Raw genomic sequence first — 22422 nt, forward strand, 5'->3', positions numbered from 1 at the left:
CCGCGGTGAGTTCGTCAAGCAGCGCCGAACCGTCGCTCACACCGATCAAGTTCTCCCGCCTCACGAAGCGTGGCGTCCTCCTCGGACTGTCTGGCCCGCAGCTCGTGATGGCGAGCCTCGCCGCGGGCACCCTGATCCTCGGCCTCTACCTGGGCGCGGTGATCATGACGTTCCCGATCATCCTCGTCTTCGTGGTGCTCGGGTTCGTCGGCGCAGGCGGCCGGAAGATCGTTGAGTGGGGCCCCATCGGAGCTCGGTGGCTGTGGCGCTCCTCAGGGGGCCAACTCCTATACCGCCGCCGCGTCGTCAAGCCGCGCCCGGCGGGAACGCTAGCGCTCCCGGGCGACGCCGCACGGCTCAGGCAGTGGGTCGATCCGGAGACCGGGGCAGTCATGGTCCATGACCCCCACGCGGCGACCGTTACCGCAATCGTGGGTGTCTCCCACCCCGCCTTCGTGCTGCTCGACCCTGCTGAGCAGGAACGTCGGGTTGTCAGCTGGGGACGCGTGCTCGCGACCGCCTGCCGATCCGGACGCCTGGCCTCGGTCCAGGTCATGGAGCGCACGCTCCCCGACTCCGGCAAGGGACTGGCGGACTGGTGGGAGCAGCATGGAAACCGCGCCGAGACGTGGGCATCGACGACGTACGGCGAGCTCGTCGACCGCGCCGGCCCGGCCGGCGAGCGCCATGCCAGCACCATCTCGATGTCGCTCGACATCAAGACCGCTGGCCGCGCAATCCGGGCCGCAGGTGGCGGGAACCGCGGCGCTGCCGCCGTACTCCGCCAGGAAATGGCAACGATGCTCGCTGCCCTTCGGTCCGCTGACCTCTCTCCCTCGGACTGGCTCACCCCTGGCGACCTCGCCCTAATCCTTCGATCGGCCTACGACCCAGCTGTGGCGGGCGCCCTCGAGCGGCACGGGGCCGTCGGCCGCGACCTGGCAACCGCCGGCCCGGTCGCCGTCACCGAGTCCTGGGGCAGCCTCCGCAGCGACTCAGCGCACCACTGCGTCCTCTGGATCAGCGAATGGCCGCGCTCACTGGTCTTCCCCGGCTTCCTCGCACCAATCCTTCTCTCATCCGGGATCCGGCGGACGTGCTCCCTTCTCTATACGCCGATGCGCACCGACAGAGCGGCTCGGGACATCCGCAAGAAGAAGACGGAGTACATCTCCGACGCCGCCCAGCGGCAGAGGATCGGGCAGATCGAGGACGCGCAGCAGACGGCCGAGTACCAGGACGTCCTCCAGCAGGAGGCGGACCTCACCGCCGGTCACGGCGTGCTGCGGGCAACCGGCTTCGTCGCCGTGAGCGCGAGTGACCCCGCCGAACTCGAGCGCGCTGTCGCAGCGATTGAGCAGGCGGCAATCCAGGCGTCGTGCGAGACCCGTCGGCTCTGGGGACAGCAGGCTCAGGGCTTCGCCGTAGCCGCGCTGCCGCTCGCACGAGGCGTCTAAGGACGCCGGAACCACCTGGAAATCTCGATTCCAGGGACAACGGCCGACGGCATACTCCAGGATTCTGCCCAGACCCCGCAGGTGACCCGAGACGCCTGCGGGTCTTCCGTTCCCCGGAAGGTGTCGGACGTCCGGCGTAGCCTTCCTCCATGGCCGCGATCCCGCACCAACCCCGCCCTCCGTGGCGGGTGTTGTTCACGGATCGGAGTCGTCACCATGGCGCACTCGCCTCACCGGCAGCACAAGGGCTGCCAGCTCTGTAAGCCCCACAAGAACCGCCGCAACGGTCGTGCTGTGCGCGAGCCTTGGCCGGTGCTTCGCAAGACCGGCAAGCGCCGCCGTGTCCGCCGCCGGGATGTCGGCGATGCCGCGGACGAGTAGACCGGCTCAGCTACAGGGGGCGCCCTCACAGCACCGCCGGATGTACCCGCCGTCGTCGCAACGCTCGTGGGAGGTCTCCCAGCGCATCAGGGTGTAGCAGTTCGGGCAAGGATCCGTCAGATCGGCCACGGCCACGGCCACGGCCACGGCCACGGCCACGGCCACACGGTAGGTCGGCCAGCGACCGCCGCCATGGCGACAGGGCGGACCACCACGCGCACCTCATCGATGAAAACCCATCGACCGAGGAGCCCACAGATGCCTACCTTCAACGACCCTGTCGCCGACGCTGACGAACTGCGAGAAGCAGTCCGCGGCCTCGCCCACGCGACGCGCTCGATCGAGGATCCGACCTCGCTCTATGCCGTACTCGGGTCCATCAGCTCCGCGCTCGCGTCGCTGAGCCAGTCGCTGCACCAGCTCGGCCAGTTCCACGATGGGCCGACTCGCAAGCAGGCATGGATGAACGGCGATGCCAACGCCGGGCGCGCAGCGTCGTACAGCGAGTCCTGGGAGCTTCACCGCGCCGCCGAGATGATCCACCAGGTTGCCGAATGCGTGGACCGGGCGCACGAGGTCGAGGCGACGATCGCCTACAGCATCGACGATTACCCGTCGCTCGCACCGGTCCAGCGCTCAAAGGGTCAGCCCGGGTTGTCGCTGTGACTGGGTGGCAGGACGGGCGCATGCATTCAGCTGTCCTTGTCTCGCCGGGCCGGGAGCGGCGGCACGATCGGAAGCTGCGCAAGGCAGCCGCGCGAGGGCTCTTGTCCGCCGACCGGGAGGCCCGGCGTACAGAGGCGAAGCGCAAGGCCGAGCAGCTCTCCGCTGAGAAGCGGGCCGCCGTGACGCTCCCCCGCGCCGGCGAATCGGGTCCGGCCGCCCTCCGGACTCCCGGGCGATTCCGCATCCCGCGCCATCAGGACACCTCGGCGACCCTGGCGGGCGCGTACCCGTTCCTTGCCGAGGGCGGCCTGGGCAGTGAGGGCGTCTTCGTCGGCCAAGATCTGTACTCGGGCAGCTCATTCGTCTACGACCCCTGGATCCTCTACGCCCGCGGTCTCATCACGGCACCGAACCTCGTCCTCGCCGGCATCGTCGGCTCCGGAAAGTCCTGCCTCGCCAAGAGTCTCTACACCCGATCCATCCCGTTTGGTCGCCGGGTATACGTGCCCGGCGACCCCAAGGGCGAACACACCGCGGTCGCCGAGGCCGTGGGTGGCCGGGCGATCGCGCTCGGACACGGGATGTCCAACCGGCTCAACCCGCTCGACGAGGGCCACCGTCCATCGGGTCTCGACGACGTGCAATGGGCCAGCCAGATCGCCTCTCGCCGCCGCGACCTCGTCGGCGCACTGGCCGAGACCGTGCTCGACCGGCGCCTCAGCCCGCTGGAACACACTGCGGTCGACATCGCTATCGACCGCACGGTGGGGAGCGCCGACGTGCCGGTCCTCCCGATGGTCGTCGACAGGCTGCTCTCACCCGACCGCACCGATGATCAGGATGGACGACTCGCCGAGGACGGGCGACTCGTCGGGCACGCCCTCCGTCGGCTCGTCGCCGGCGACCTCGCGGGACTCTTCGACGGGCCGTCCACGGTCACCTTCGACCCGACGCTCCCGATGATCTCCCTCGACCTCTCCCGCGTCACCGAGAATGCGACCCTCGTCTCGGTCCTCATGACCTGCGCCTCGGCATGGATGGAATCAGCACTCCTCGACCCCGCCGGGGGCCAGCGCTGGGTCGTGTACGACGAGGCCTGGCGGCTCATGTCGCACCCCGCCCTGCTGCGACGAATGGACGCACACTGGCGACTCGCGCGCCACTACGGCATTGCCAACATACTGATCTTCCACAAGCTCACCGACCTCGACAACGTCGGCGACCAAGGCTCCGCGATGCGTGCGCTCGCCTCCTCCCTGCTGGCCAACGCCGAGACACGCATCGTTTACCGCCAGGAGTCCGACCAGCTCGGCGCCACCTCAGCCGCGCTCGGTCTCACCGGCACCGAACAGTCCCTCATCCCCACGCTCGGCACGGGCCAAGGCCTGTGGCGGATCAAGCACCGATCGTTCGTCGTACAGCACCAGATGCATCCCGCCGAGCTCGAGCTCTTCGACACGACCGGACGAATGACAGGAGGGCCGTCGTCGTGACCACGCAGGCCGGCGCCCGAGCAACCCGGGAGGCCAAGCTCGAGGCGCTCCAACAGCAGTTGTCGGAATCGGTTGCCGCATTGGTCACCGGCGAAGACTGGAAGCGAGCGCTCACCTTCGCCGCGCAGTTCCGGTCTCGCAGCTTCAACAACACCATGCTGATCTACGCCCAGCACTTCTCGGCTTTCAACGAGGGGCGCGTTCCGGAACCGACCCCGACGTACGTCGCCGGGTTCCACCAGTGGCTCTCCCTCGGGCGCCACGTCCTGAAGGGCCAGCAGGGGTACGGGATCCTCGCGCCCGTAACGACAAGGTTCGCCTCGACGAACCCAGCCGATGCCACTTCGTGGCGCCGGCTTGCCCGCGGCGAGAAGCCCGGACACGGCGAGATCGCGAAGTCGAAACTCGTCGGTCTGAAGCCCGCTCATGTCTGGGACGTGTCTCAAACCGCAGGAGACCCGGTGCCGGAACTCCCGCGCCCGGACCTGCTCCAGGGCGAGGCTCCAGCAGGTCTGTGGGACGGCCTCGCCGATCAGATCACCGCGCTTGGGTTCGAGCTTCGATTGGTCTCGTTTGCTGCGGTGATCGGCGGTGCGAACGGCGTGACCGACTTCCTCGCCCGCGAGGTCTCGGTGCGAATGGACATGGACGACGCCGCCCAGGTCAAAACCCTCGCCCACGAGCTCGGACACGTTCTTCTCCACACTCCGCGGGACAACGTGATCTCGACGGACCTGGCCGCCGACGCAACCTTGCACCGCGGCATCGCGGAGGTGGAAGCGGAGTCGATCGCCCTGATGGTTGGCGCGGCGCACGGGCTCGACACCTCCTCCTACACCGTTCCCTACGTCTCGACGTGGGCGGCGAGCGTCCCCGGCAAGACGCCGATCGAGGTCGTCCAGTCGACGGCCGAGCGGGTGAGGACCACTGCACTCGGGATCCTCGACAAGCTCGACACCCAGAAGGTCGGCGACGGCAACCCGTCCGGTCTCGATCGAGAGGCACTCAGCCACCGAGCTGGCGTGGCGCCTGTCATCACCGGCACGCGTCGCGACGGACCGGTCATCGGGCTATGAAGGTCCCAGTCTTCCTCACCACCGTCCGATTCGATGTCGGCACGGATGGCCGACTCAAGGTCAGCGTCGACGGGCAGCCCTTTGCCAGGGATCGGAACCTGTCTCGCGATGAGCTCCGCTCGGTCCTCAACGAGATAACTGCGAACCTCGGCACCGCCGTACGTGTCGAAGTCCATGAGGCTGACGGCACGACGTACTCAGACATCGAGACTCCCACGGAGAACGCGGCTCCCGAAGCCGCGGTGCCCGAGCCGGAGACAGCAACACCGGCACTTGCCGGCGCCGGCTTCCGCCCAGGCGAACAGGTCGCTCTCGCCTACGTCGTGGCACGCCAGGAAGCCGATGGCAACGGGAATGCCGCGATCAACCTCCCACCGGCGCTGTTGACGGCAACACGCCACGGGCTGGTTCTCCTCGGTCTGACCTCGCTAACGGTCGCGCCAGTCGTGGCGCAGACATGAACCCGAGTCCTCGCAGCGCGAACGACGAGCTGGTCAACCTTGCTCTGATGGGCCTTATCGCGCTCTTCGGCTTCGGGCTTGCCCTCGGAGTCGCCGGAGAGATCGCCGCGTTCCTGGCCGGTGAGCCGGCCCCCCACGGAGGGATGGCCAGCGGGGTTCGAGTTCTCAGTGACCCGGGGCACCCCGGTACGGCGCTCGGCACGCCCGGCCTGTCGGCCTCGACATACTGGCTCGTCGTCGCAGCCATGCTCACGCTGGTCACGATCGCTGTTTGGATCGCATGGACCGTGGTTGCCCGACTGCGTCACCACAGCAAGCACGATCCCCACAAGATCGAGGGCATCGCCACCCGCCGCGACATCGACCTGGTGGCGTCGAAGGGGGCACTCGTCCGTAGAGGCGAGACCCTCCGCCCCTCGATCAGCCGCGCGCGGCCCGAGGATGTCGGCTACCTGCTCGGGCGCAGCTGCGGCCGGGAGATCTGGGCCTCGGTTGAGGACTCGATCCTGGTGATCGGACCGCCCCGGTCCGGCAAGGGCTTGCACCTCGTCATTAACGCGATCCTCGACGCGCCCGGTGCAGTGGTCACTACGTCTACCCGACCGGACAACATCGCCGCCACGATCCTCGCCCGGCAGGAACGCGGACCCGTAGCGGTGTTCGACCCGCAGCATCTGACGGCAGGACTCCCCACCATCGAGGGGAACGGGGTTCGTTGGTCCCCAATCCGAGGATGCGAACAACCGCTCACCGCGATGATCCGAGCAGCCGCCTTGGCATCGACGACCGGGCTCTCTTCCGGCGGGGTGGAGTCCGGTGGCTTCTGGGAGGGCAAAGCCCGGTCAGCACTCCAGTCGCTGCTCCACGCGGCCGCGATCGAACGGTTACCCACCCGCGTACTCTTCGAGTGGTCACTGTCGCCTTCGGCCGCGACCGATGCGGTCGGCATCCTTGCCAGTCGCCCACAAGCAGCCGCCGGCTGGGCCGACGCGCTCGACGGCATGATCAACTCCGATCCCAGGACGCGTGATTCCATCTGGATGGCGGTCAGCCAAGCCCTCGCGTCGCTCGCCGATCCAGCCGTTCTTGAAGCTGTGAGTCCGCAGGCAGGCGAGTCGTTCGACCCCGCCGCGTTTCTGTCGGAAAGCGGCACCCTCTACCTTCTCGCCACCGGCGCCGGAGCGGGCGCCTCCTGGCCCTTGGTCGCGGCCTTCCTTGAGGACCTGACCGAGGTCGCGCGCCATCAGGCGGCATCATCTATCGGTGCGCGCCTGGACCCGCCGATCCTCTTGGCACTCGACGAGATCGGGAACCTGGCACCCCTCCCCTCACTGCCAGTGCTTATGGCCGAGGGCGGCGGTACCGGGATCACCACGATGCCCGTCCTCCAGTCGCTCTCGCAGGCACGGAACAAGTGGGGAGACCACGCAGCCAGCACGATCTGGGACGCCTCGATTGTCAAGGTCATCCTCGGTGGAGCGTCGGCTTCCAAGGACCTCCAGGAACTCTCCGTACTCATCGGCGAGCGCGACGAGCGCTCCGACACTGTCACGATCAGCGACTACGGCGCACGCTCCCTCCAGCGGTCGGTCCGGCGCACGCGCGTGATGCCTCCAGAGCGAATCCGCACGCTGCCGTTCGGCACCGGTCTGGTCCTGTTGCGGAACGCACCGCCCATCGTGACCGAACTCCGCCGGTGGACGAGTCGGCATCGGGCCGCATGCCCCGCCCCGTTCCGTCCAGTACCACGCAGTTGTGGGGATCGCGAGATCGCGAGGCGACCGGGCGATCACATCAGTGGCACGCGTCCATGGAGGGGGTCTGCTGCAATTTCGGCGCCCGATGAGTGACGGCGTAGGCATCTTCGACATCTTCTGGCAAGATGATTCCGAAGTTACAGATGCGGGGGGCGGCCAGCGCCGTAGGAAGCCGAAGCCGCCCCCGCCCAGATCTCCCAGAAGGAGACCCGTCCCATGATGGCAGTCAGTCTGCGGCGCTCGATGCCCCGCTTACTCGACCAGGTGCGGCTCGGCATCCCCGACGACGTGTTGCTGGAGCAGATTCAGCGCGACACGGCGGGCGAGTGGAGCGGCATCAGCAGCGCGGCGTTCGAGAAGTTCGGCCAGTTCGTGGTCGGCGTCCACGGCGGCCGCATCGCCTCGATGTACGACATCACCGGCTACGGCCCCGGAGAGGAGGCCGGCCGGATCAGGTTCGACGTGACCCCCGCGTACGGCTTCGAGGACCTCATCGGCCAGCCCGTCCCCGGTGGCGCCTGGAAGCGCGGCGAGGCGCGGCCGGTCCGCTACGTCGACACGTCGGCGTTCCTTCAGCACTTCCACGAGCGCGGGCTGCTCGACGGCGGTGCCAGTCCCGAGGACGAGATCGAGCGCAAGATCGTCGAGTTCGTCCGTGCCGAGGCGGCCGTCGACGCCGGGATGCCCAGCGCGGCGGCGAGCGGCGCCGCCTTGCTGGCCGACGTCGAGGTCGCCCCCGACACGCGCGGCGGCATCCGGGTCACCGTCCCGATGGGCACCCGGGTGACGATCGTGCAGCGCACGAGCTGACCGGCCGCACGTCCGACGAGGGCCCGCACCGAAACGGTGCGGGCCCTGGTCGTTCCGGAACTGGCTTGACGACGGGGAGACGATTTGTGGGTGAGTTCAACCCCGGCACACGAGCCGCCGTTCGCCCTGGACGGCGCTGTCACCGACGCCAAGGTCATGGAGCTCATCGCCGTGCAGACCGAGCTCAAGTGGCTCGACTACAAGCGCGAGTGCAACCTCGGCGAGACCTACGAGCACGTCGAGTTCGCCAAAGACTCCGGAGCGATGGCCCTCGCCGGCGGCTACCGCCTGATCGGCGTCGACAACGACGGCACCGTCGTCGGCCTCGCTGCCAGCGCGGAGAAGCACTTCGACGAGGCGCAGCTCCGCGGCAAGCTCGACAAGTACCTGGGCCAGGGGTACGACGTCCGGTCCGCGGTGCACACCATCGACGTTGGCAACGGCCCGGTCAAGGTGGCGATCGTCTGGATCGCCCCGCACCCCGACGGCTTCAATGTGTTCCGCACCAGCGGCGACTACTCCGACGCCAACGGCAAGCAGAAGCAGGCCTTCCGCGCCGGCGACGTGTACGCCCGGCACGGCAGCAAGAGCGAGCCGTGGAACCAGGCCGACCTCGCCGAGGCCAACCGCAACCGCGACGCCCGGGCGCGCGAGCAGTGGCGCGCCGAGAACGCCGAGGAGTTCCGCAAGGCGCTCCACGCCGCGACAACCGCCAGCTCGGTCATCTCGGACCCAGCCGGCACGTACAACTGGCAGCTCGACGCTGCCGGCTTCGACGCCGCGACCGTCGAACTGATGCGGCGCAACGACGACATCCCCATTCGGACGATGCTGCGCTCCGCGCAGGCCGAGGTCCGGCGCCTGGTCAGCGACCCGCTCGGACGGGTTGGTGTCGTGGTCGCCGACCCGTCCTCGGCTGTCGCGGCGGCGGACGACGACCTGAAGGTCGTGCTGGACCGGCTCACCGCGGTCGCAGCGCTCGCCCTCGACCTCGAGCGGCCGCAGTACTTCACGATGACCTGCAAGGTGTTCGCCGAGCTATACGCCTGGACCGTTCAGGACTTGACCGTCCAGACATCAGACCACGGCCTCGTCCCGATCCTGTGGCTCCGGATCGCCGAGCGCCTCTACGCGCTCGGCGGGCTCGCCGTGCGGCTTCGGCGGTGGGACGTCGTACGCGAGCTCGCTCTCCTCGAGGTCCCGGGGCTCGACGAGCGCAGCCGGCGTACCTGGCACCGCGACGCTCTCACCCAGTCCAGCCGTGCTGGCCTGTTCAACCTCATCCGGCCCGACGGGACCAAGTACGAGGCGTCCTTGCCGATGCTTGCCCGCGGCATCACCGCAGCCCTGCCGGTGCTCCACCCGGACCTGCCGGACCCCGCCGACCAGGTGACCGAGCACGACCCGCTCCTGGTCAGCATCTGCTCTTTCGACCTCCTCATCGCCCTGGTCGCCGCGACGAATCTCAACGCGATCTCCGAGCGCGACGTGCTTGACGTCAGCTACCCGAACTTCTCGCGGTTCAGCGGTCGCAGCGACGTCGTCGTCACCCGCATGCTGGATGACCCCCAGATGCGCAAGACCCTGGTGAACGACGCCTCCAACGCCACGGTGGCTCGCGTCCTCAACCTGATCGACGGCATCGCCGCGAAGGAAGGCCAGCGCTTTTGGGGCTGGGAGGGTTTCCGCGACCAGGCGGTCAAGACCTTCATCTCCAACCATCAGCCCTGAGCCGGCCAGTCGGAGTTGAGCGAGCCTCCGAATCTGTATGGGCATACACACGATCGACTGACTGCATGCCGAGCCTGATCGCCGCGGAGAACTTCCGCCGACATGGCTGTCGGCCGGGTTCAAGACGGCCCTGGCCAAAGGAGGTCAAGCGGGTCGAGGGGGCTGGCTGACCCTACAGCCACCGCCGGAGTGGTCGGCGAACTGATTGACCCCCTGAACGATCAGGTGGACGCCGCTGCTTCGAGGGGGGCGATGACCGACCGGGCACGTGAAGCGCTCCCAGCCGCCATCACGGCGATGCGCAACCAGGGCATGTCCTACGCCGCGAACAGAGGCAACCGGTCTAAGCGAGCCAATCGTCGCCCAGTTGGCCAGGCTGGCCAACCGGGTCGCCGCCGGGCACGACGGCGAGCCCCTTCCTCCTGAGCCGGAAGAGGCTCGCCATCGGCTTCGCGCCCTCCGCTAGTCGGTTCAGGCGGTTGCGGGTACCAAGCCCCACTGCCGCGCGGACCTGCCGTCAACGAAGCGCCACTCTGCGCGGCACTTGTCGCAGTCGAGCCACACGTTGTGCTCTCGGAAGCCCGGGACGTTCTCGTGCTCCTCGATGATGGCGCCATCGCCACAGGGGCACCGGAACTCGTCCCGCTCGACCGTACCTGCGCCAGCGCCCCATCCGGCGACATCGTGCGAGTCGCTCCGGAGGCGGTCCGTCCGGATCGGGGCCGCCAGCGGCGACGTGCTCATCCAGTCAGCGATCGCTCTGACCGCGGCGTCGTAAGCCTCAGGCGAATGTGAGACGTCGTAGAGGATGGACAGCAGCTCGTCCGGGGTGCGGGCGGCGCGGTGGTCGCTGTCGTGTACGCCAGCCGTGTAGTCGACAGCGAAGTCACCAATGGGGTCGTTGCGCGAGGACTGCAGGACCAGCCAGTCGTGGAAGTGTGCAGCCTCCCGAACCGGGGTCCGTTGGACCCAGCGGCTGTCGATGAACTCGCCCGCCGCCGCGCAGTCGAGCGCCGAAGTGAGGTAGATGAACGCTTCGGGCCGGAAGTGGTGTGCTTGCGGCCTCCGGTGCCCGTCTCGGACCGTCCGGCTGACGTAGTCGTGCTCCCGCTCGGCGACGCCGATGAGCAGGTTCAGGCTGCCGCCGTCCGGCTCGACCATCGGGAGGTCCAGTGCGGCTGCTGCCCAGATCATGCGACCGTTGGACACGTAGGTGCAGTGCGGAGCGAGGAAGCTCTCCGCGGTGTGCTTCAGGGTGTAGCTGCTCACCTCCGGCTCCTCGCCGGGTGGTGTGGGTGTGAACATGCGCAGCATGTCGATGATCATGGCCAGCTCGATGTAATCGGTCTTGCCGTTGAAGACCCAAGGCTCGTCCGCGTAGAAGCCGTTATCGCTGAGAAGAGGCCCGTCATCGTCGGCCCCGACCAGCGGGTGGTCCTCGAGCACGGCAATCAGGTCCCGTGCGCCGACCCGGGCGCCGAGAAACCCCTGAGCGAGCGGGGAGGTCATCTGCCGCAGCGCGGCGGTGTAGTTGGTGTCGGTGAAGCGCGCCCAGGCGCGGGCATCTTGCTGGAGGTCGCGGCGGTACTCGTGGTTGTTGGTGGACATCTCATCTCTTGTTCCGGGCTTCGCAACCCACGCCTGCCAGCCCTGACTTGAGACGGGTCTCCTCCAGGTACTGCGCTACTGGATCGGCATCCGTTGTCCTCGGCGTCTTCGTCGCGTGGGGACTCAGACTTGGAGAGAGGCAGTCCAGCCCGCCTCGCGACAATGATAGCCGCGGTGACCCCGAGGTCCGGCGCGCCCGAACGACGGCCAGCTGGGCGAGGGGCGGACTCTGGCGTCGGCCGGAAAGCCCAATCTCACCGGAAGCACGCCAAAGTCCGTGGTGATTGCCTCTTATCCGAAGGACACAACGGCAGTCTGCTGTCGCGGCCAGCACACCTATCTCCTGAACGCGGCGCGATCGGCGCCGCCGGCATCAGGAGTCCCCATGTCCATCCCGACCCAGATGAGCCTGGTCGGCTTCATCGCCTCAGCACCCGAGCTGCACTTCACCAAGGCCGGCGCCGAGTGCTGCCGCATGCGCGTCGGCATCGAGCAGTGGCGCAAGGAGGTCGACGGCAGCTTCACGAAGCTCGACCCGACCTTCCACGACATGGTCGCCTTCGAGAGCACAGCCCGCGAGACCTACGCCCGCTTCCGCAAGGGCGACTCGTTCGTGGCCAGCGGCTACGTCCACGAGTACGAGGTGGACGGCCGCGAGGGCAGTGTCATCAAGGAAGAGTTCGTCGCACGCAAGATCGGCCACAACGTCAACAAGACCGACTACGTTGTCCAGCGCGGCCGGCACGCCGCGGAGCGGTCGCTGACCGCGGTCCCGCAGCCTCCCGCCGTCGGCCTCTGATGGCTTGCGGCGATGAGTCCGTATCCGGACCAGCCCGACGACCCTGACGGCTACCGCAGCGTGACTGAACTCCTGGAACGACCGCCAGTTCCGATCAACTGGAACCTTTTGGACGCGGAGCAGGCCGAGATCGAGTGGCACGACCTCGACTTGTGGGTCAAGTGGCTCAAGAACACGTTCGGGCTCCCGCCAAACATCGTGCCCCCGTACTGGCACCGCCACGACGAACTCGTCTGGGAACTCTCGGCGCTGCACTGCCACTGGCTCAGCTGCTACCACGAGTCCGCCTCTCCCTCTGCACCGATCAGCTGGACGCGGGAGTTCGCCGAAGCCCGAAGCCGGCTGCGGGACTGGGTCTCGATCTGCGGTACCCGGCTCGACCGCGACCGCCCAACCAGGCAGACCACCTGGCCCGGCGAACTCCCCGTTGACGCCGGCGGAGAGATCGAGATCCGAGACCGCAACAAGGACTTCGCCGACTTCGTCCGCGAAGACGTTATGCGCCGACGCCGGATCGAGGCAATCGCGAACCAGCAGCTCATTGGGTGAGCCGGATGCGGGCCATGGCCGAGTCGCACGAACTGTCGTCCACAGCATCCGCGACGCCACAGGCCGGACCGCAATCACCGGCGCACGGTCGATACCCGACCCCCGAAGGAGGGAACATGCTTCTCCCCCACGCACAGACGCTCGCGCAAGCCAGGTCGTACGTCGCCGCCCTCGCCGACCGCGCGCTGACCATCGATGCGTCGTCCGCGTACGAGCGGGTGCTGCTAGAACTCGACCGCGTACACGGCGACGATTGCCCGGCACTCGACACCGAGGACCTCACAGGCGACCGCGACATCCTGCTCGCAGCCGCGAGCAACGCCGTGGAGCAACTCGAGAACTACGAAGTCGACCCCCTGTCGGTCGAGCTCATCCTGGCGATGCTCGTCGACGCGCACGATCTGGACATCGGCTGATGTACGGCGAGAACGGTGCCCAGATGCGCACGGAGTTGGCTGCGCTCCTGCGCCAACACCGGGTGATGCACCGTCTCGCCGCAGACTCGTCACCCGAGCGGGCCAAGGTCGGGCAACAGATCCTTCGCTTCAGGCGCACGCTCGTCGTCTGGTGCGCGCAAGCCATTCGTGTGGCACAGCCGCTCACATTCCCGAACATCCCGCAGAAGCCGGCGGACCCCTTCCGCGCCACGAACGAGCATGGCGCAGCAGTGAGCGAGCTGGCCCGCGCCCTGGAACTCGCACGCGATCAGGCAACGACGCCGACCGCGTCCAGCAGGGAGATCGCGACGCCGAACTTGAACGACGTTGTCGAACACTGGCGCTTGGCGGCACGGGCTGCGGCACTGGCCGAGCACGACACCGCGCCCGACCTGGCCGTTCACCTCACGGCAGCCCAGGCCCGAACCATCGCAGGCGACGTCGCGGCGATCAGTCAAGCACTGGTCGTGCTCGATCGTCGCTACCGGAACACACCCGACTGGGAACCGCTCGCCGGCTGCGATCGACTCGGGTGGGCGGCACTCGCTACGGCGCTCGACGTCAGTCTCGGGCAGCCCGACTACAGCGTCGACCAAACCGGATGGCGCCCGCGCACCAAGCCCATCCGTGGCCCGGCCAAGCCTGGAGTCCTCGGAGTGCTCCAGGCCGAGCACAACCTCCTGGTCCGACTGAAGTCGATCCCGAACGCCATGAACCTGCGCCTTATCGTCGACTCTCAGCGCCTGCTCACCTCTCAACTCATTCCGTACGCAGAGCGGGTCGATCCCGAGCTGGCCGAGCAATGGCGAACCCGCACCGCGACGTACTCACGGATCCAGCGCGAGCTCCGCAACGTCGGGGGAAGACTCGGCAATGGCGCCGGCGCCACAGCAGAGGCCGCGAACGCGGTCAGCCGAATGAAGGTATTGCCGTCCGCGACCGTGATCGAGCCGCGGATGCTCGGCGGCTTCCAGACACTCTTCCGCCGCATCGACGAACGCATCAGCGATGTCCTCGAATCCGGTGTCGAGCGCCGGGCATTCGTCCAGCGCGTAAGGGTCCCCCGACCGGTGAGCGGCGAGGGACGGATGGTCCACCCGGTTCGCGAGCGCTTCGTGCCAGTCGCCCGCGCGGCCGACCTCGAGGTCATCAGGACCGCACGTGAGCATCTGCGGCCTCGGGCAGAGCCTGCCGCGGCGTCGCCGGGCGCGAGCCGGGTCGATCTTCATGCCGCCCTCATCCACCGTCCGCCCGAGAAGGGAGCACAGTTCGATGTCCCAGGTCTCTAGCGCGAAGGCGTCCGTTCCGCGGCCACGGCAGAACATCCTTCTCAGGTCGCCCATTCGGGGATCGGTCCGCGCGGTCCTTCGACGCACCGTCGACCAGCAGCTATTCGCGACTCCAAGCCACTTCGACGCGATCATGCCTCGCCCACCTGTCGTGGGGCCAGCGCCTCGAGGATCTCGGCGGTAACCGGATCCACCGTCTCGTCCGGCTCGATGTAGTGCTGCTTGGTGATCTTTGACGAGGTGTGGCCGAGCATCTCGGCAGCCAGGTCTGCTCCACCGGCCCGATCAAGAACGGTCGCGACCGTGCGGCGGAACGAGTGCGGGGTGACGCCTTCGATGCCCGCTTCGTGAAAGACCGCGCGTAGCCGTCGGCGGATGTTATTGGTCGTCAACGGGGTGCCGTTGCGAGTGAAGAAGATCAGATGGTCCGGCTCCTCGGACGCGATCATCACCAGCCGCGCCCGGAGCACCTCGGCCGTGAAAGACGGCACCGACACCGTCCTGGTCGACTTCATCGACTTGGGATGGGGCTGCCGATGTGTCGGCTTCCCGGCCGGCGACACGATCGTCCCGCAGAGCCGGGCCGTGGCCGGGGTCGTGGTGACGTCGACGTCGCACTTGCGGATCGCGAGCACCTCGCCGATCCGGGCCGACGTGCCGAGCATGACCTCGATGATCTGCTCGAGCTGCCCGTCCGGTGGCGGGCCCGGCACGCCGGGGCCGCGGCGCCAACCGCGGACCGCTCTACGGATCTGTTCGACCTGCTCGACGGTGAGCGACATCGCCTGCGCGGTCGGCTTGCGGAGACGAGCGGTGTCGCGGACGGGGTTCTCCCGGATCGCGTCGTAGCGGACGGCGAGCGCGAAGGCGAGGCTCAGGACGGTGCGGGCCTGCTTCGCCATGCTGTAGCTCTTGGTCTTGGCGAGCGTCTTGATGAATTGGTCGACCTTGCGGACGCTGATCTCGCGCAGTGCGTAGTGCTCGAAGGCGGGCACGACGAGCTGGCGCATGTTGCGCTCGTAGAGAGCTCGGGTGCTGGGCGCGAGTGCATCCTCGAGGTCGAGGTCGGCGAGCCACACGTCGACGAGATGTAGGAAGGAGCTGCCCGCGGTGAGCTCGCCATGTCCGACGTTCTGTTCGTTGCGCTCGGCGAGCATCTCCTTGAGCTTGCGCTCGGCGGCCTTCGGGGAGTCCGCTGTCGCCTGGACGCGGCGCAGTTGGCCGTCGAAGTCCCGGAATCGGGTCAGCGCGCGTGCTCGGCCGCCGTGGGTCTTCTCGAAGTAGATCTCGCCGAAGGTGCCGATCGGCGTGCGCGGCCTAGCCACGGTCGTTCACCCGCCGCTCGGCCCATGCCCCGGCTCGGTCTCCCGCTGGCGGAGCAGCCAGGCCATGACGTCGGAGGTGGCGAAGCGGACGCGACCGCCGACCTTGATCGCGCACGGCCCCTTGCCGTCGGTGCGCCAGTCGCGGATCGTCGTGACCGGCACGTCGAGGTACTCGGCGAGATCCTCGATGCTCAGCAGCGGCTCGAGGGCGCTCAGCGTGCTGTTGTTGGTCTCCATGACCGTGAGGTGAGCGTCGAGTCCCAGATGGTCCCGCGAGGCTCCATGACATCCCATGCCGATGCTGGCGGATGCGGCTCGGAGGGGTCTCGCGACAGGGTTTCTGGCTGGTTTCTGGCTGTCGGATCAAATCTCAAATGCTTTCAGGCTCGGAGATCGGCGATCTCCGAGCCTGAAACTCGTAGCGGGGGCAGGATTTGAACCTGCGACCTCTGGGTTATGAGCCCAGCGAGCTACCGAGCTGCTCCACCCCGCGTCGGTGAGCGCAACGTTACTCGCTGGGCCGTATCGACCCAAATCGAGGTCGGGCCGTCAGCCGATGGCCTTGACGACCTCGTAGAGGGTGGGCTCGCTCGGGAACTCGGCCCATCCCGGTGCGGTGACGACGCGGCGGAACTCGTCGGTGCTGTGCGCCCGGCGGTAGTCCTCCTCCCGCTCCCAGACGGCGACGTTGACGAAGCGGTACGGCGCGTCCTCGCTCACCGCGCGATGTAGGCGCAGGGAGACGAAGCCCGGCTGGGCGATGAAGTACCGGCTCGTCGTCTCCCACAGGGCGCGGAACTCATCGTCGCGGCCGGCGGGCACGGCGAACCGGTTGATGAGGGTCACTCCCCCTTCGACGAGGCCGACGGTGGCGGGTGCGGTGCGGTCCTCGGGCGTGATATCCGTGGTCATGGTTACCTCCTAAGTGCACAGGTGTGTAGTTACTACACACATGGTTACTCCGTCCAGCCGCCGTTGTCAAGGATCAGGCGAGAGCGGCCCGGACGAGGGTGCGCGCGGTGCGGATCGTGAGGTCGCGCGCGTCGGCCGGCGCGAGGCCGCGGACGTCGGCCAGCGCGATGAACGACTCCCAGCCGATGACCAGCGCCAGCGCCGACACCAGGTCGTCGAACGCCGCGGTCGACAGGGTCGCCTGGCAGGGCTGGACCGCCCACTCGATCCAGCGGATCCGGCGGTGACCACGTCGTGGCTCACCCGGCGCCGGCGGTTCCGCGTCGACGGTGAGCTTGATCAGCTTGCGTCCCAGGGGAAGTGACTGTTCGACCGTCCCGTAGAGCGCGTCGACCAGCGCCTCGATGCGCACCTCGGGGTCGGTCGAGGTGACCGCGTCCAACGCGGCGTCCACGTCGGCGTTCAGGGTGCCGAGGGTGGCGTCGAGGACCAGCTGGTCGAGGGTCGGGTAGTGCAGGTACACCGTGCGCCGCGACACCTCGGCCGCCGCCGCGATCTCGTTGATGGTCGGGTCGACGCCGCGCTGCAGCAGGTCCGCCGTCGCCTCGAGGATCGCCCGTCGGGTACGTCGTCGCTGGGCGCTCCGGGGTTGGGTCATGCCCCGAGGCTAGGGGAATCCGCGCCGCGTTGCACGGGTGTGCACCGAACGGCGTGCCGTCACCCGCTCGGGGTGATGGTGGGTTCGTCGGTGGGTGACTCGGTCGGCGAGGTGGTCGGCGAGTCCGTCGGGGTGTCCGTCGGGGTGTCCGTCGGGGTGTCGCTCGGCTGCCCGCCGCTGCCCTTCTCGTTGAGGATCGCGATGGCTTGGTCGACCTTCTTGCGGCCGGCCTCGATGAGCGTCGCCCACTTGCCGACCTCACCGGCCTTGAAGGCCTCGTCGGCGGCGTCGAAGTCCTGCTGGGCCTGGGCCAGCAGCGCGCGGACGCGGGCGGGGATCTTGCCGTTGTCGGTCGGCGGGTTGTCGGTGCCTCCGTCGCCGGGCTCGGTCGGGGTCGCGGTGCCGCCGAGGACGTCGATGATGGCGCTCTCGAGCGTGCTGCCGATGCCGACCTTGTCGCCGTAGGAGACCAGGACGTACCGCAGGATCGGGTAGCTGGCCGTCGAGTTGGTCCGCGTGGCGTAGACGGGCTGGACGTACATCAGGCCACCGGTGACCGGCAGGGTCAGCAGGTTGCCGTACCTGATCTGGGACGCGCCCTGGGTCAGCGAGAACAGGCGCGTAGTGACCTTGTCGTCGGACTGCATCTCGTTGGCGATGTTGCCGGGGCCGGGCGTGTTCTCGTTGGGCAGCTGGAGCACCTGGATCTGCCCGTAGGTCTTCGAGTTCGCGTCGGAGTCCACCGACACGAAGGCCGCCAGGTTGTTCTTCTTGTACGGCACGTACACCGACGTCAGGGAGAACTGGTCCTGGCCGCTGTCGGCGTCCTGGACGAACATCCGGTACGGCGGCTGCAGCTTGCCCCGCTGCTCGGGGTCCGGCGGGACCTCCCAGCGGGCGCTGTTGTTGTAGAACGCGCTGGCGTCGGTCACGTGGTACCGCGCGAACTGGTAGCGCTGCACCTTGAAGAGGTCCTCGGGGTACCTCACGTGGTCGAGCAGCTCCTGCGGCATCTCGGTCCTCGGCAGGACGGTGCCGGGGAACGCGCTGCTCCACGCCTTGAGCATCGGGTCGGTGTCGTCCCAGGCGTACAGCCTGACCGTGCCGTCGTAGGCGTCGACCGTGGCCTTGACCGCGTTGCGCATGTAGTTGATCTGGTCGGTCGGCACGATCGGCAGGTTGTTGGCCTGGGTGAGGGAGTCGTCGGTCATCGTCTGGATCGACTCCTTCTCCGCCAGCGGGTAGCGGTCGGTGGTCGTGTAGCCGTCGACGATCCAGAGGATGCGACCGTCCACCACGGCGGGGTACGGGTCGGAGTCGACGGTCAGCCAGGGCGCGACCTTCTGCACGCGCTGCCGCGGGTTGCGGATGTAGAGGACCTTGCTGTTCTCGTTCACCCGCTCCGACAGCAGGAAGTTCGGGTCACCGAACTTGATGGCGTACAGCAGCTTGCGGAACGTGCTGCCGACCTGGACGCCGCCCTTGCCGTCGTATGTCGTGGTGTCGCTGCTGTCGGTCTCCCCGCCGAGGTTGAGCTCGACGTCGGGCGCGCCCTGCAGCTTGCCGACGATCGAGTAGTCGGGGCTCTGCTCGCCGTAGTAGACGCGGCTCTCGTAGCCGCCGGTCGCCTCGGACAGGGCGTTCTGGTTGACCTGCTGGCCCTCGGCCCACTCGATCTCGGTGGCCTCCGTGGAGTCGTCGACCGGCCGCTGGTTGGCGAAGGCCGCGATGATCCCGTTGCCGTGGGTGTAGACGGTGTGGATGTTCGACCAGTTCTTGGCGTCGTCGGAGAGGCCGCTCTGGTCCAGCTCGCGCACGCCGAGCACGAGCGCCCGGTCGGTGCCGTCGATGTCGTAGCGGTCGACGTCGAGGACGTCGGCGACCGAGTAGTAGGACCGCACCTGCTGGATCTGCTCGAACGCCGAGTGCACCAGCTGCGGGTCGACCAGCGGCACCGAGGCGGTGTCGTCGAGCACGGCCTGCTCGTTCTCGGTGCCCGACAGGGACTGGTCGGTGAAGTCCTCCACCGCGACGTCCTGGATCTGGTAGGCCATCCGGGTCGCGGCGATGTTGGCCGAGATGTACGTCGCCTCCTTGTCCGGCTCCGTCGGCCGGACCTGGAAGGCCTGCACGATGCCGGGCCAGATCATCCCGAGCAGGATCGCCGACAGCACCAGCAGCGCGAGGCCGACCGACGGCAGCGTCCAGGTGCGGCGCCAGATGTTGAGGAAGAACAGCACCGCACAGATGACCGCGATGCCGAGCAGGATGTTCTTGGCCGGCAGCACGGCGTGGTCGTCGGTGTAGGTGATGCCGTCGATGAGCTTGCCGGACGCGCTGACCAGGTCGTAGCGGTCGAGCCAGTAGTCGGCGGCCTTCGCCAGCACGAACAGTCCGAGCAGCACGGAGAACTGCACCTGGGCGGCGCCGGTGAGCCGGTCGCCCGGCGTCTGCAGCCGGATGCCGCCGTACAGGTAGTGCACGGTGGCGGCGGCCAGCAGCGAGATCACCAGCGCGGCCATGGTGAAGTTCACGAGGTAGTGCAGCCACGGCAGCTCGAAGACGTACCAGCCGATGTCCTTACCGAAGAACGAGTCGGCCCGGCCGAACGACGTGCGGTTGGCCCACAGCAGGTAGGAGCGCCACTCCCCCGCGCCCGCGGTGCCGGCGAACAGGCCGATCACGACCGAGACGCCGGCGACCAGCCAGCCGCGCACGGGCAGCACGGCGTCGCGGTACCGCTCGAGGCCGGCCTGCTCCGGGGAGTCCGGCCGGAAGAAGGGGCGGAAGCGGTGCGCGAGGTACATGTTCGCGCCCACCGACGCCGCCATCAGCAGCCCGAACACCAGGAAGAGCCCGGTGCGCGTCCAGAACAGCTTGGAGAAGACCTCGCCGTAGCCCTCGGCGCTGTACCAGAGCCGGTCGGTGTAGATGGAGGCGAACGTCGTCAGGGCGAAGAACGCCAGCACCAGCACCAGGCCGGTGATCAGCAGGGCGCGCGAGCGGCTCGGCGGCCGCGCAGCGGGGGCCGCCTCCTCGGGCAGGTCGTCGTCGAACCGGTCGCTCACGGGAGGTCCTCTCCGGGGGCATGCTCGTCGTCCTCGAGAGTCTCGCGCAGCAGCGCGAGCAGGCCGGGCACCAGGTCGGCGCCGGTCAGCACGGACTGGTCGTCGTCGGCGCCCCGCAGCCGCAGGGCGCAGTACGTCGCGCCGGCGCGCGTCGCGCCGGCGACGATGCGCACGTCCTGCCGGTCCGGGTGCTGACGGGCGTACGCCGCGGCGCTGTCCGGGTCGTCGAGGACGGCCTGCTCCGCCTCGGGCGGCAGCACGAGCCGCTCCACCACCGCGGCGCAGCCGGCGACGCCGGGCGGCCAGGCGATGGTGGCGAGCTGGCGCTCGAGGTCGGCGTCGGCGATGGAGTCCTGCTCGACCGGGGTGAAGGAGCCCTCCTCGGCCGCCTCGTCGAGCCCCATGGCGTGGGCCAGCGCGGGCTCGCGCTCGACCAGCTCGGCGGTGGGCACCAGCGCGTAGAGACGCGCCGGCTGGTCCCAGCCGCCGGTGGCGATGTGGCTCTCGATCTCGAGCACGGCGGCGGCGAGCGCAGGGTCGACGCCGTCGAGGGACTCCTCCAGGTGTCCAGCGCTGCTCATCCCTCGGCCTTCCGGTCGGTGGTCGCACGGCACGTCGGCAGGTCGGCGTCCGGGTTCTTCACCCACGACTCGATCGCCTTGACCGCTGCATGCATGGTGACGGCCTTCACCAAACGCATGTCGCCGTTGCGGGCCTGGAGGGCCTCGTCGCAGTTGTCGGGAGGGACCAGGAACAGCTGCGCGCCGTCGTTCCGGGCCCCCACGATCTTCTGCATGATGCCGCCGATCGGGCCCACGGTGCCGCCCTCGTCCATCGTCCCCGTGCCGGCGATCGCGTGGTCGCCGGTCAGCGAGCCGGGCGTCAGGGTGTCGTAGATCCCCAGCGAGAACATCAGCCCCGCGCTCGGGCCGCCGATGTTCGGGTTGATCCGTACCTTGACGTCGAACGGGTGGTCGAAGTCCACGCCGATCTTGATGCCGACGACCTGGTTGCCGTCGAGGATGGTCGGGGTGATGGACGTCGTGACGTCCTGGCCGCCGCGCCGCACCACGAAGTCCAGCGGCTGGTCGGCCGGAGCGCCCGTGATCGCGTTCTGCACGTCGGCGCGGGAGTGGACCGGCTGCCCGCCGATGCTGACCAGCTCGTCACCCTTCTCCAGGTGCCCCTGCGCCGGCATCCCCCGTGTGACGCTGCGGACCATCACGTGCACGACGTCGTAGCCGAGCTCCTCCTCGGCCACGGCGGTGGCCGCCTGCTGGGAGTCGACCATCTCGGCCTGGCCCTGCTGGCGGTGCTCGTCGTCGGACTCGTTCGGCGCGTACACCGCGGCGTACGGGTAGAGGTCGTCCTCGGGGTCGAACCAGTCGTACATCAGCGTGAACAGGTCCAGCCGCGCGCCGGGCGTGGACACGAGCACCGTGGTCATCCGCAGCTGGCCGTCGTCGCGATAGCTCTTGTGCCCGGTGACCTGGATGATCTCCTTGCCGTCGGACTTCCCGAGCACGTCGATCGAGCCGCCCGGCTCGTAGGTGACGTACGGCATCGGGCGGAAGACCACGAAGGCCGCGAGCGCGCCCAGGAGCACCACGGCCACCAGGCCGGCCAGGGTGCGCTGCGTCATGCGGAGAAGCCTCTCACCCCCACGTCAGGAGGCGCGGCGGGTGGTGCTCCGCTCGGAGGACGGCTCCGAGGACGGGCGCGAGGACGGGCGTACGGCGATCCCGGTGCTGCGGTCGCGGACCATGACCGGTCGCGCGTACCTGGCCCCGGGATGGTCCTTGCCCAGGGCCGTGCCCATCCGGCGCACGGCCTCGTCGCGGTCGACCTCGCCGCGTCCCTCCCGGCCGAGCCACGAGACCCACGCCATCGCGAGCAGCGTCACGACCGCGGGCGGCACCAGCCAGAGGAGGATCTCCACCGCCTC

Annotated in this window: 21 protein-coding genes and 1 tRNA gene; 12 read left to right on the forward strand and 10 right to left on the reverse strand. The window is 68.5% G+C overall.

The annotated features are described in order from the left end of the window. Positions 1-5 precede the first annotated feature (5 nt). The 8 genes from ISU07_RS06560 to ISU07_RS06595 all read left to right on the forward strand — a co-directional run bounded on the left by ISU07_RS06560 (position 6) and on the right by ISU07_RS06595 (position 9832). A complete protein-coding gene (locus tag ISU07_RS06560) occupies positions 6-1457 on the forward strand; it encodes an SCO6880 family protein (protein ID WP_194705959.1) in 1452 nt (483 codons plus the stop codon). A gap of 639 nt (positions 1458-2096) precedes the next feature. After that, positions 2097-2504 (forward strand): hypothetical protein, encoded by a 408-nt coding sequence (locus tag ISU07_RS06565; protein WP_194705960.1) that lies wholly within the window; start codon positions 2097-2099, stop codon positions 2502-2504. Beyond that, a complete protein-coding gene (locus ISU07_RS06570) occupies positions 2393-3997 on the forward strand; it encodes an ATP-binding protein (RefSeq protein WP_456093962.1) in 1605 nt (534 codons plus the stop codon). Before ISU07_RS06565 ends, ISU07_RS06570 begins: the two co-directional genes overlap by 112 nt. Then, positions 3994-5073, forward strand: a complete 1080-nt coding sequence (locus tag ISU07_RS06575; protein ID WP_194705961.1) for an ArdC-like ssDNA-binding domain-containing protein — start codon at positions 3994-3996, stop codon at positions 5071-5073. Before ISU07_RS06570 ends, ISU07_RS06575 begins: the two co-directional genes overlap by 4 nt. Next, a complete protein-coding gene (locus ISU07_RS06580) occupies positions 5070-5534 on the forward strand; it encodes a hypothetical protein (RefSeq protein ID WP_194705962.1) in 465 nt (154 codons plus the stop codon). Before ISU07_RS06575 ends, ISU07_RS06580 begins: the two co-directional genes overlap by 4 nt. Next, positions 5531-7384: a type IV secretory system conjugative DNA transfer family protein gene (locus tag ISU07_RS06585; protein WP_194705963.1), complete on the forward strand. Its 1854-nt coding sequence runs from the start codon at positions 5531-5533 to the stop codon at positions 7382-7384. The genes ISU07_RS06580 and ISU07_RS06585 overlap by 4 nt, the downstream gene beginning before the upstream one ends. A gap of 150 nt (positions 7385-7534) precedes the next feature. Beyond that, positions 7535-8101, forward strand: a complete 567-nt coding sequence (locus ISU07_RS06590; RefSeq protein ID WP_194705964.1) for a hypothetical protein — start codon at positions 7535-7537, stop codon at positions 8099-8101. Positions 8102-8191: 90 nt separating this feature from the next. After that, a complete protein-coding gene (locus ISU07_RS06595; RefSeq protein ID WP_194705965.1) occupies positions 8192-9832 on the forward strand; it encodes an AlbA family DNA-binding domain-containing protein in 1641 nt (546 codons plus the stop codon). A 471-nt stretch (positions 9833-10303) separates the two neighbouring features. Here ISU07_RS06595 and ISU07_RS23870 read toward each other — a convergent pair whose 3' ends face one another. Then, positions 10304-11440 carry a hypothetical protein gene (locus ISU07_RS23870; protein ID WP_228521391.1) on the reverse strand — a complete coding sequence of 379 codons (1137 nt, stop codon included), beginning with the start codon at positions 11438-11440 and terminating at the stop codon, positions 10304-10306. A 385-nt stretch (positions 11441-11825) separates the two neighbouring features. On the opposite strand from ISU07_RS23870, the gene ISU07_RS06605 reads away from it, so the two are divergent. The 4 genes from ISU07_RS06605 (at position 11826) to ISU07_RS06620 (ending at position 14514) form a co-directional block, all read left to right on the forward strand. Further along, positions 11826-12239: a single-stranded DNA-binding protein gene (locus ISU07_RS06605; protein ID WP_194705966.1), complete on the forward strand. Its 414-nt coding sequence runs from the start codon at positions 11826-11828 to the stop codon at positions 12237-12239. Between the two features lie 12 nt (positions 12240-12251). Continuing rightward, entirely contained in the window at positions 12252-12788 is a 537-nt protein-coding gene (locus ISU07_RS06610; RefSeq protein ID WP_194705967.1) for a hypothetical protein, read from the forward strand. 116 nt (positions 12789-12904) lie between these two features. After that, entirely contained in the window at positions 12905-13204 is a 300-nt protein-coding gene (locus tag ISU07_RS06615; protein ID WP_194705968.1) for a hypothetical protein, read from the forward strand. 23 nt (positions 13205-13227) lie between these two features. Then, a complete protein-coding gene (locus ISU07_RS06620) occupies positions 13228-14514 on the forward strand; it encodes a hypothetical protein (RefSeq protein WP_194705969.1) in 1287 nt (428 codons plus the stop codon). Between the two features lie 131 nt (positions 14515-14645). Here the strand turns inward: ISU07_RS06620 and ISU07_RS24715 are convergent, their stop codons facing one another. From ISU07_RS24715 to ISU07_RS06665, 9 genes are all read right to left on the reverse strand, one after another. Next, the gene (locus tag ISU07_RS24715) at positions 14646-15839 is read right to left on the reverse strand and encodes a tyrosine-type recombinase/integrase (RefSeq protein ID WP_194705970.1); all 1194 of its coding nucleotides are present in this window, start codon (positions 15837-15839) and stop codon (positions 14646-14648) included. A 6-nt stretch (positions 15840-15845) separates the two neighbouring features. Continuing rightward, positions 15846-16076 (reverse strand): helix-turn-helix domain-containing protein, encoded by a 231-nt coding sequence (locus tag ISU07_RS06630; protein WP_194705971.1) that lies wholly within the window; start codon positions 16074-16076, stop codon positions 15846-15848. 182 nt (positions 16077-16258) lie between these two features. Then, positions 16259-16332: transfer RNA gene (locus ISU07_RS06635), tRNA-Met, on the reverse strand. 56 nt (positions 16333-16388) lie between these two features. Next, complete coding sequence (locus ISU07_RS06640; protein WP_194705972.1) at positions 16389-16751, reverse strand: antibiotic biosynthesis monooxygenase family protein; 363 nt, start codon at positions 16749-16751, stop codon at positions 16389-16391. A 73-nt stretch (positions 16752-16824) separates the two neighbouring features. Then, positions 16825-17409: a TetR/AcrR family transcriptional regulator gene (locus ISU07_RS06645; protein WP_194705973.1), complete on the reverse strand. Its 585-nt coding sequence runs from the start codon at positions 17407-17409 to the stop codon at positions 16825-16827. 59 nt (positions 17410-17468) lie between these two features. Next, positions 17469-20477 (reverse strand): UPF0182 family membrane protein, encoded by a 3009-nt coding sequence (locus ISU07_RS06650; RefSeq protein ID WP_194705974.1) that lies wholly within the window; start codon positions 20475-20477, stop codon positions 17469-17471. Continuing rightward, positions 20474-21058, reverse strand: coding sequence for a PPA1309 family protein (locus ISU07_RS06655; protein ID WP_194705975.1), 585 nt, complete (start codon positions 21056-21058; stop codon positions 20474-20476). Before ISU07_RS06655 ends, ISU07_RS06650 begins: the two co-directional genes overlap by 4 nt. After that, a complete protein-coding gene (locus ISU07_RS06660) occupies positions 21055-22119 on the reverse strand; it encodes a YlbL family protein (protein ID WP_194705976.1) in 1065 nt (354 codons plus the stop codon). The genes ISU07_RS06655 and ISU07_RS06660 overlap by 4 nt, the downstream gene beginning before the upstream one ends. Before the next feature lie 24 nt (positions 22120-22143). After that, on the reverse strand, positions 22144-22416 hold the full coding sequence (locus ISU07_RS06665; protein WP_194705977.1) for a hypothetical protein: 273 nt from the start codon (positions 22414-22416) through the stop codon (positions 22144-22146). Positions 22417-22422: the final 6 nt, after the last annotated feature.

Origin of the sequence: Nocardioides islandensis, assembly GCF_015352455.1 — a bacterium.
Classification (GTDB): Bacteria; Actinomycetota; Actinomycetes; order Propionibacteriales; family Nocardioidaceae; genus Nocardioides; species Nocardioides islandensis.

What these genes read in the sequence shown, in the direction of transcription:
- ISU07_RS06590 (WP_194705964.1), top strand. Translation starts at nt 7,535, where the DNA reads ATGCCCCGCTTACTCGACCAGGTGCGGCTCGGCATCCCCGACGACGTG.
- ISU07_RS06645 (WP_194705973.1), bottom strand. Translation starts at nt 17,409, where the DNA reads ATGACCCAACCCCGGAGCGCCCAGCGACGACGTACCCGACGGGCGATC.
- ISU07_RS06610 (WP_194705967.1), top strand. Translation starts at nt 12,252, where the DNA reads ATGAGTCCGTATCCGGACCAGCCCGACGACCCTGACGGCTACCGCAGC.
- ISU07_RS06630 (WP_194705971.1), bottom strand. Translation starts at nt 16,076, where the DNA reads ATGGAGACCAACAACAGCACGCTGAGCGCCCTCGAGCCGCTGCTGAGC.
- ISU07_RS06655 (WP_194705975.1), bottom strand. Translation starts at nt 21,058, where the DNA reads ATGAGCAGCGCTGGACACCTGGAGGAGTCCCTCGACGGCGTCGACCCT.
- ISU07_RS06565 (WP_194705960.1), top strand. Translation starts at nt 2,097, where the DNA reads ATGCCTACCTTCAACGACCCTGTCGCCGACGCTGACGAACTGCGAGAA.
- ISU07_RS06580 (WP_194705962.1), top strand. Translation starts at nt 5,070, where the DNA reads ATGAAGGTCCCAGTCTTCCTCACCACCGTCCGATTCGATGTCGGCACG.
- ISU07_RS06615 (WP_194705968.1), top strand. Translation starts at nt 12,905, where the DNA reads ATGCTTCTCCCCCACGCACAGACGCTCGCGCAAGCCAGGTCGTACGTC.
- ISU07_RS06660 (WP_194705976.1), bottom strand. Translation starts at nt 22,119, where the DNA reads ATGACGCAGCGCACCCTGGCCGGCCTGGTGGCCGTGGTGCTCCTGGGC.
- ISU07_RS06585 (WP_194705963.1), top strand. Translation starts at nt 5,531, where the DNA reads ATGAACCCGAGTCCTCGCAGCGCGAACGACGAGCTGGTCAACCTTGCT.
- ISU07_RS06620 (WP_194705969.1), top strand. Translation starts at nt 13,228, where the DNA reads ATGCGCACGGAGTTGGCTGCGCTCCTGCGCCAACACCGGGTGATGCAC.
- ISU07_RS06605 (WP_194705966.1), top strand. Translation starts at nt 11,826, where the DNA reads ATGTCCATCCCGACCCAGATGAGCCTGGTCGGCTTCATCGCCTCAGCA.
- ISU07_RS06570 (WP_456093962.1), top strand. Translation starts at nt 2,393, where the DNA reads ATGCGTGGACCGGGCGCACGAGGTCGAGGCGACGATCGCCTACAGCAT.
- ISU07_RS23870 (WP_228521391.1), bottom strand. Translation starts at nt 11,440, where the DNA reads ATGTCCACCAACAACCACGAGTACCGCCGCGACCTCCAGCAAGATGCC.
- ISU07_RS06640 (WP_194705972.1), bottom strand. Translation starts at nt 16,751, where the DNA reads ATGACCACGGATATCACGCCCGAGGACCGCACCGCACCCGCCACCGTC.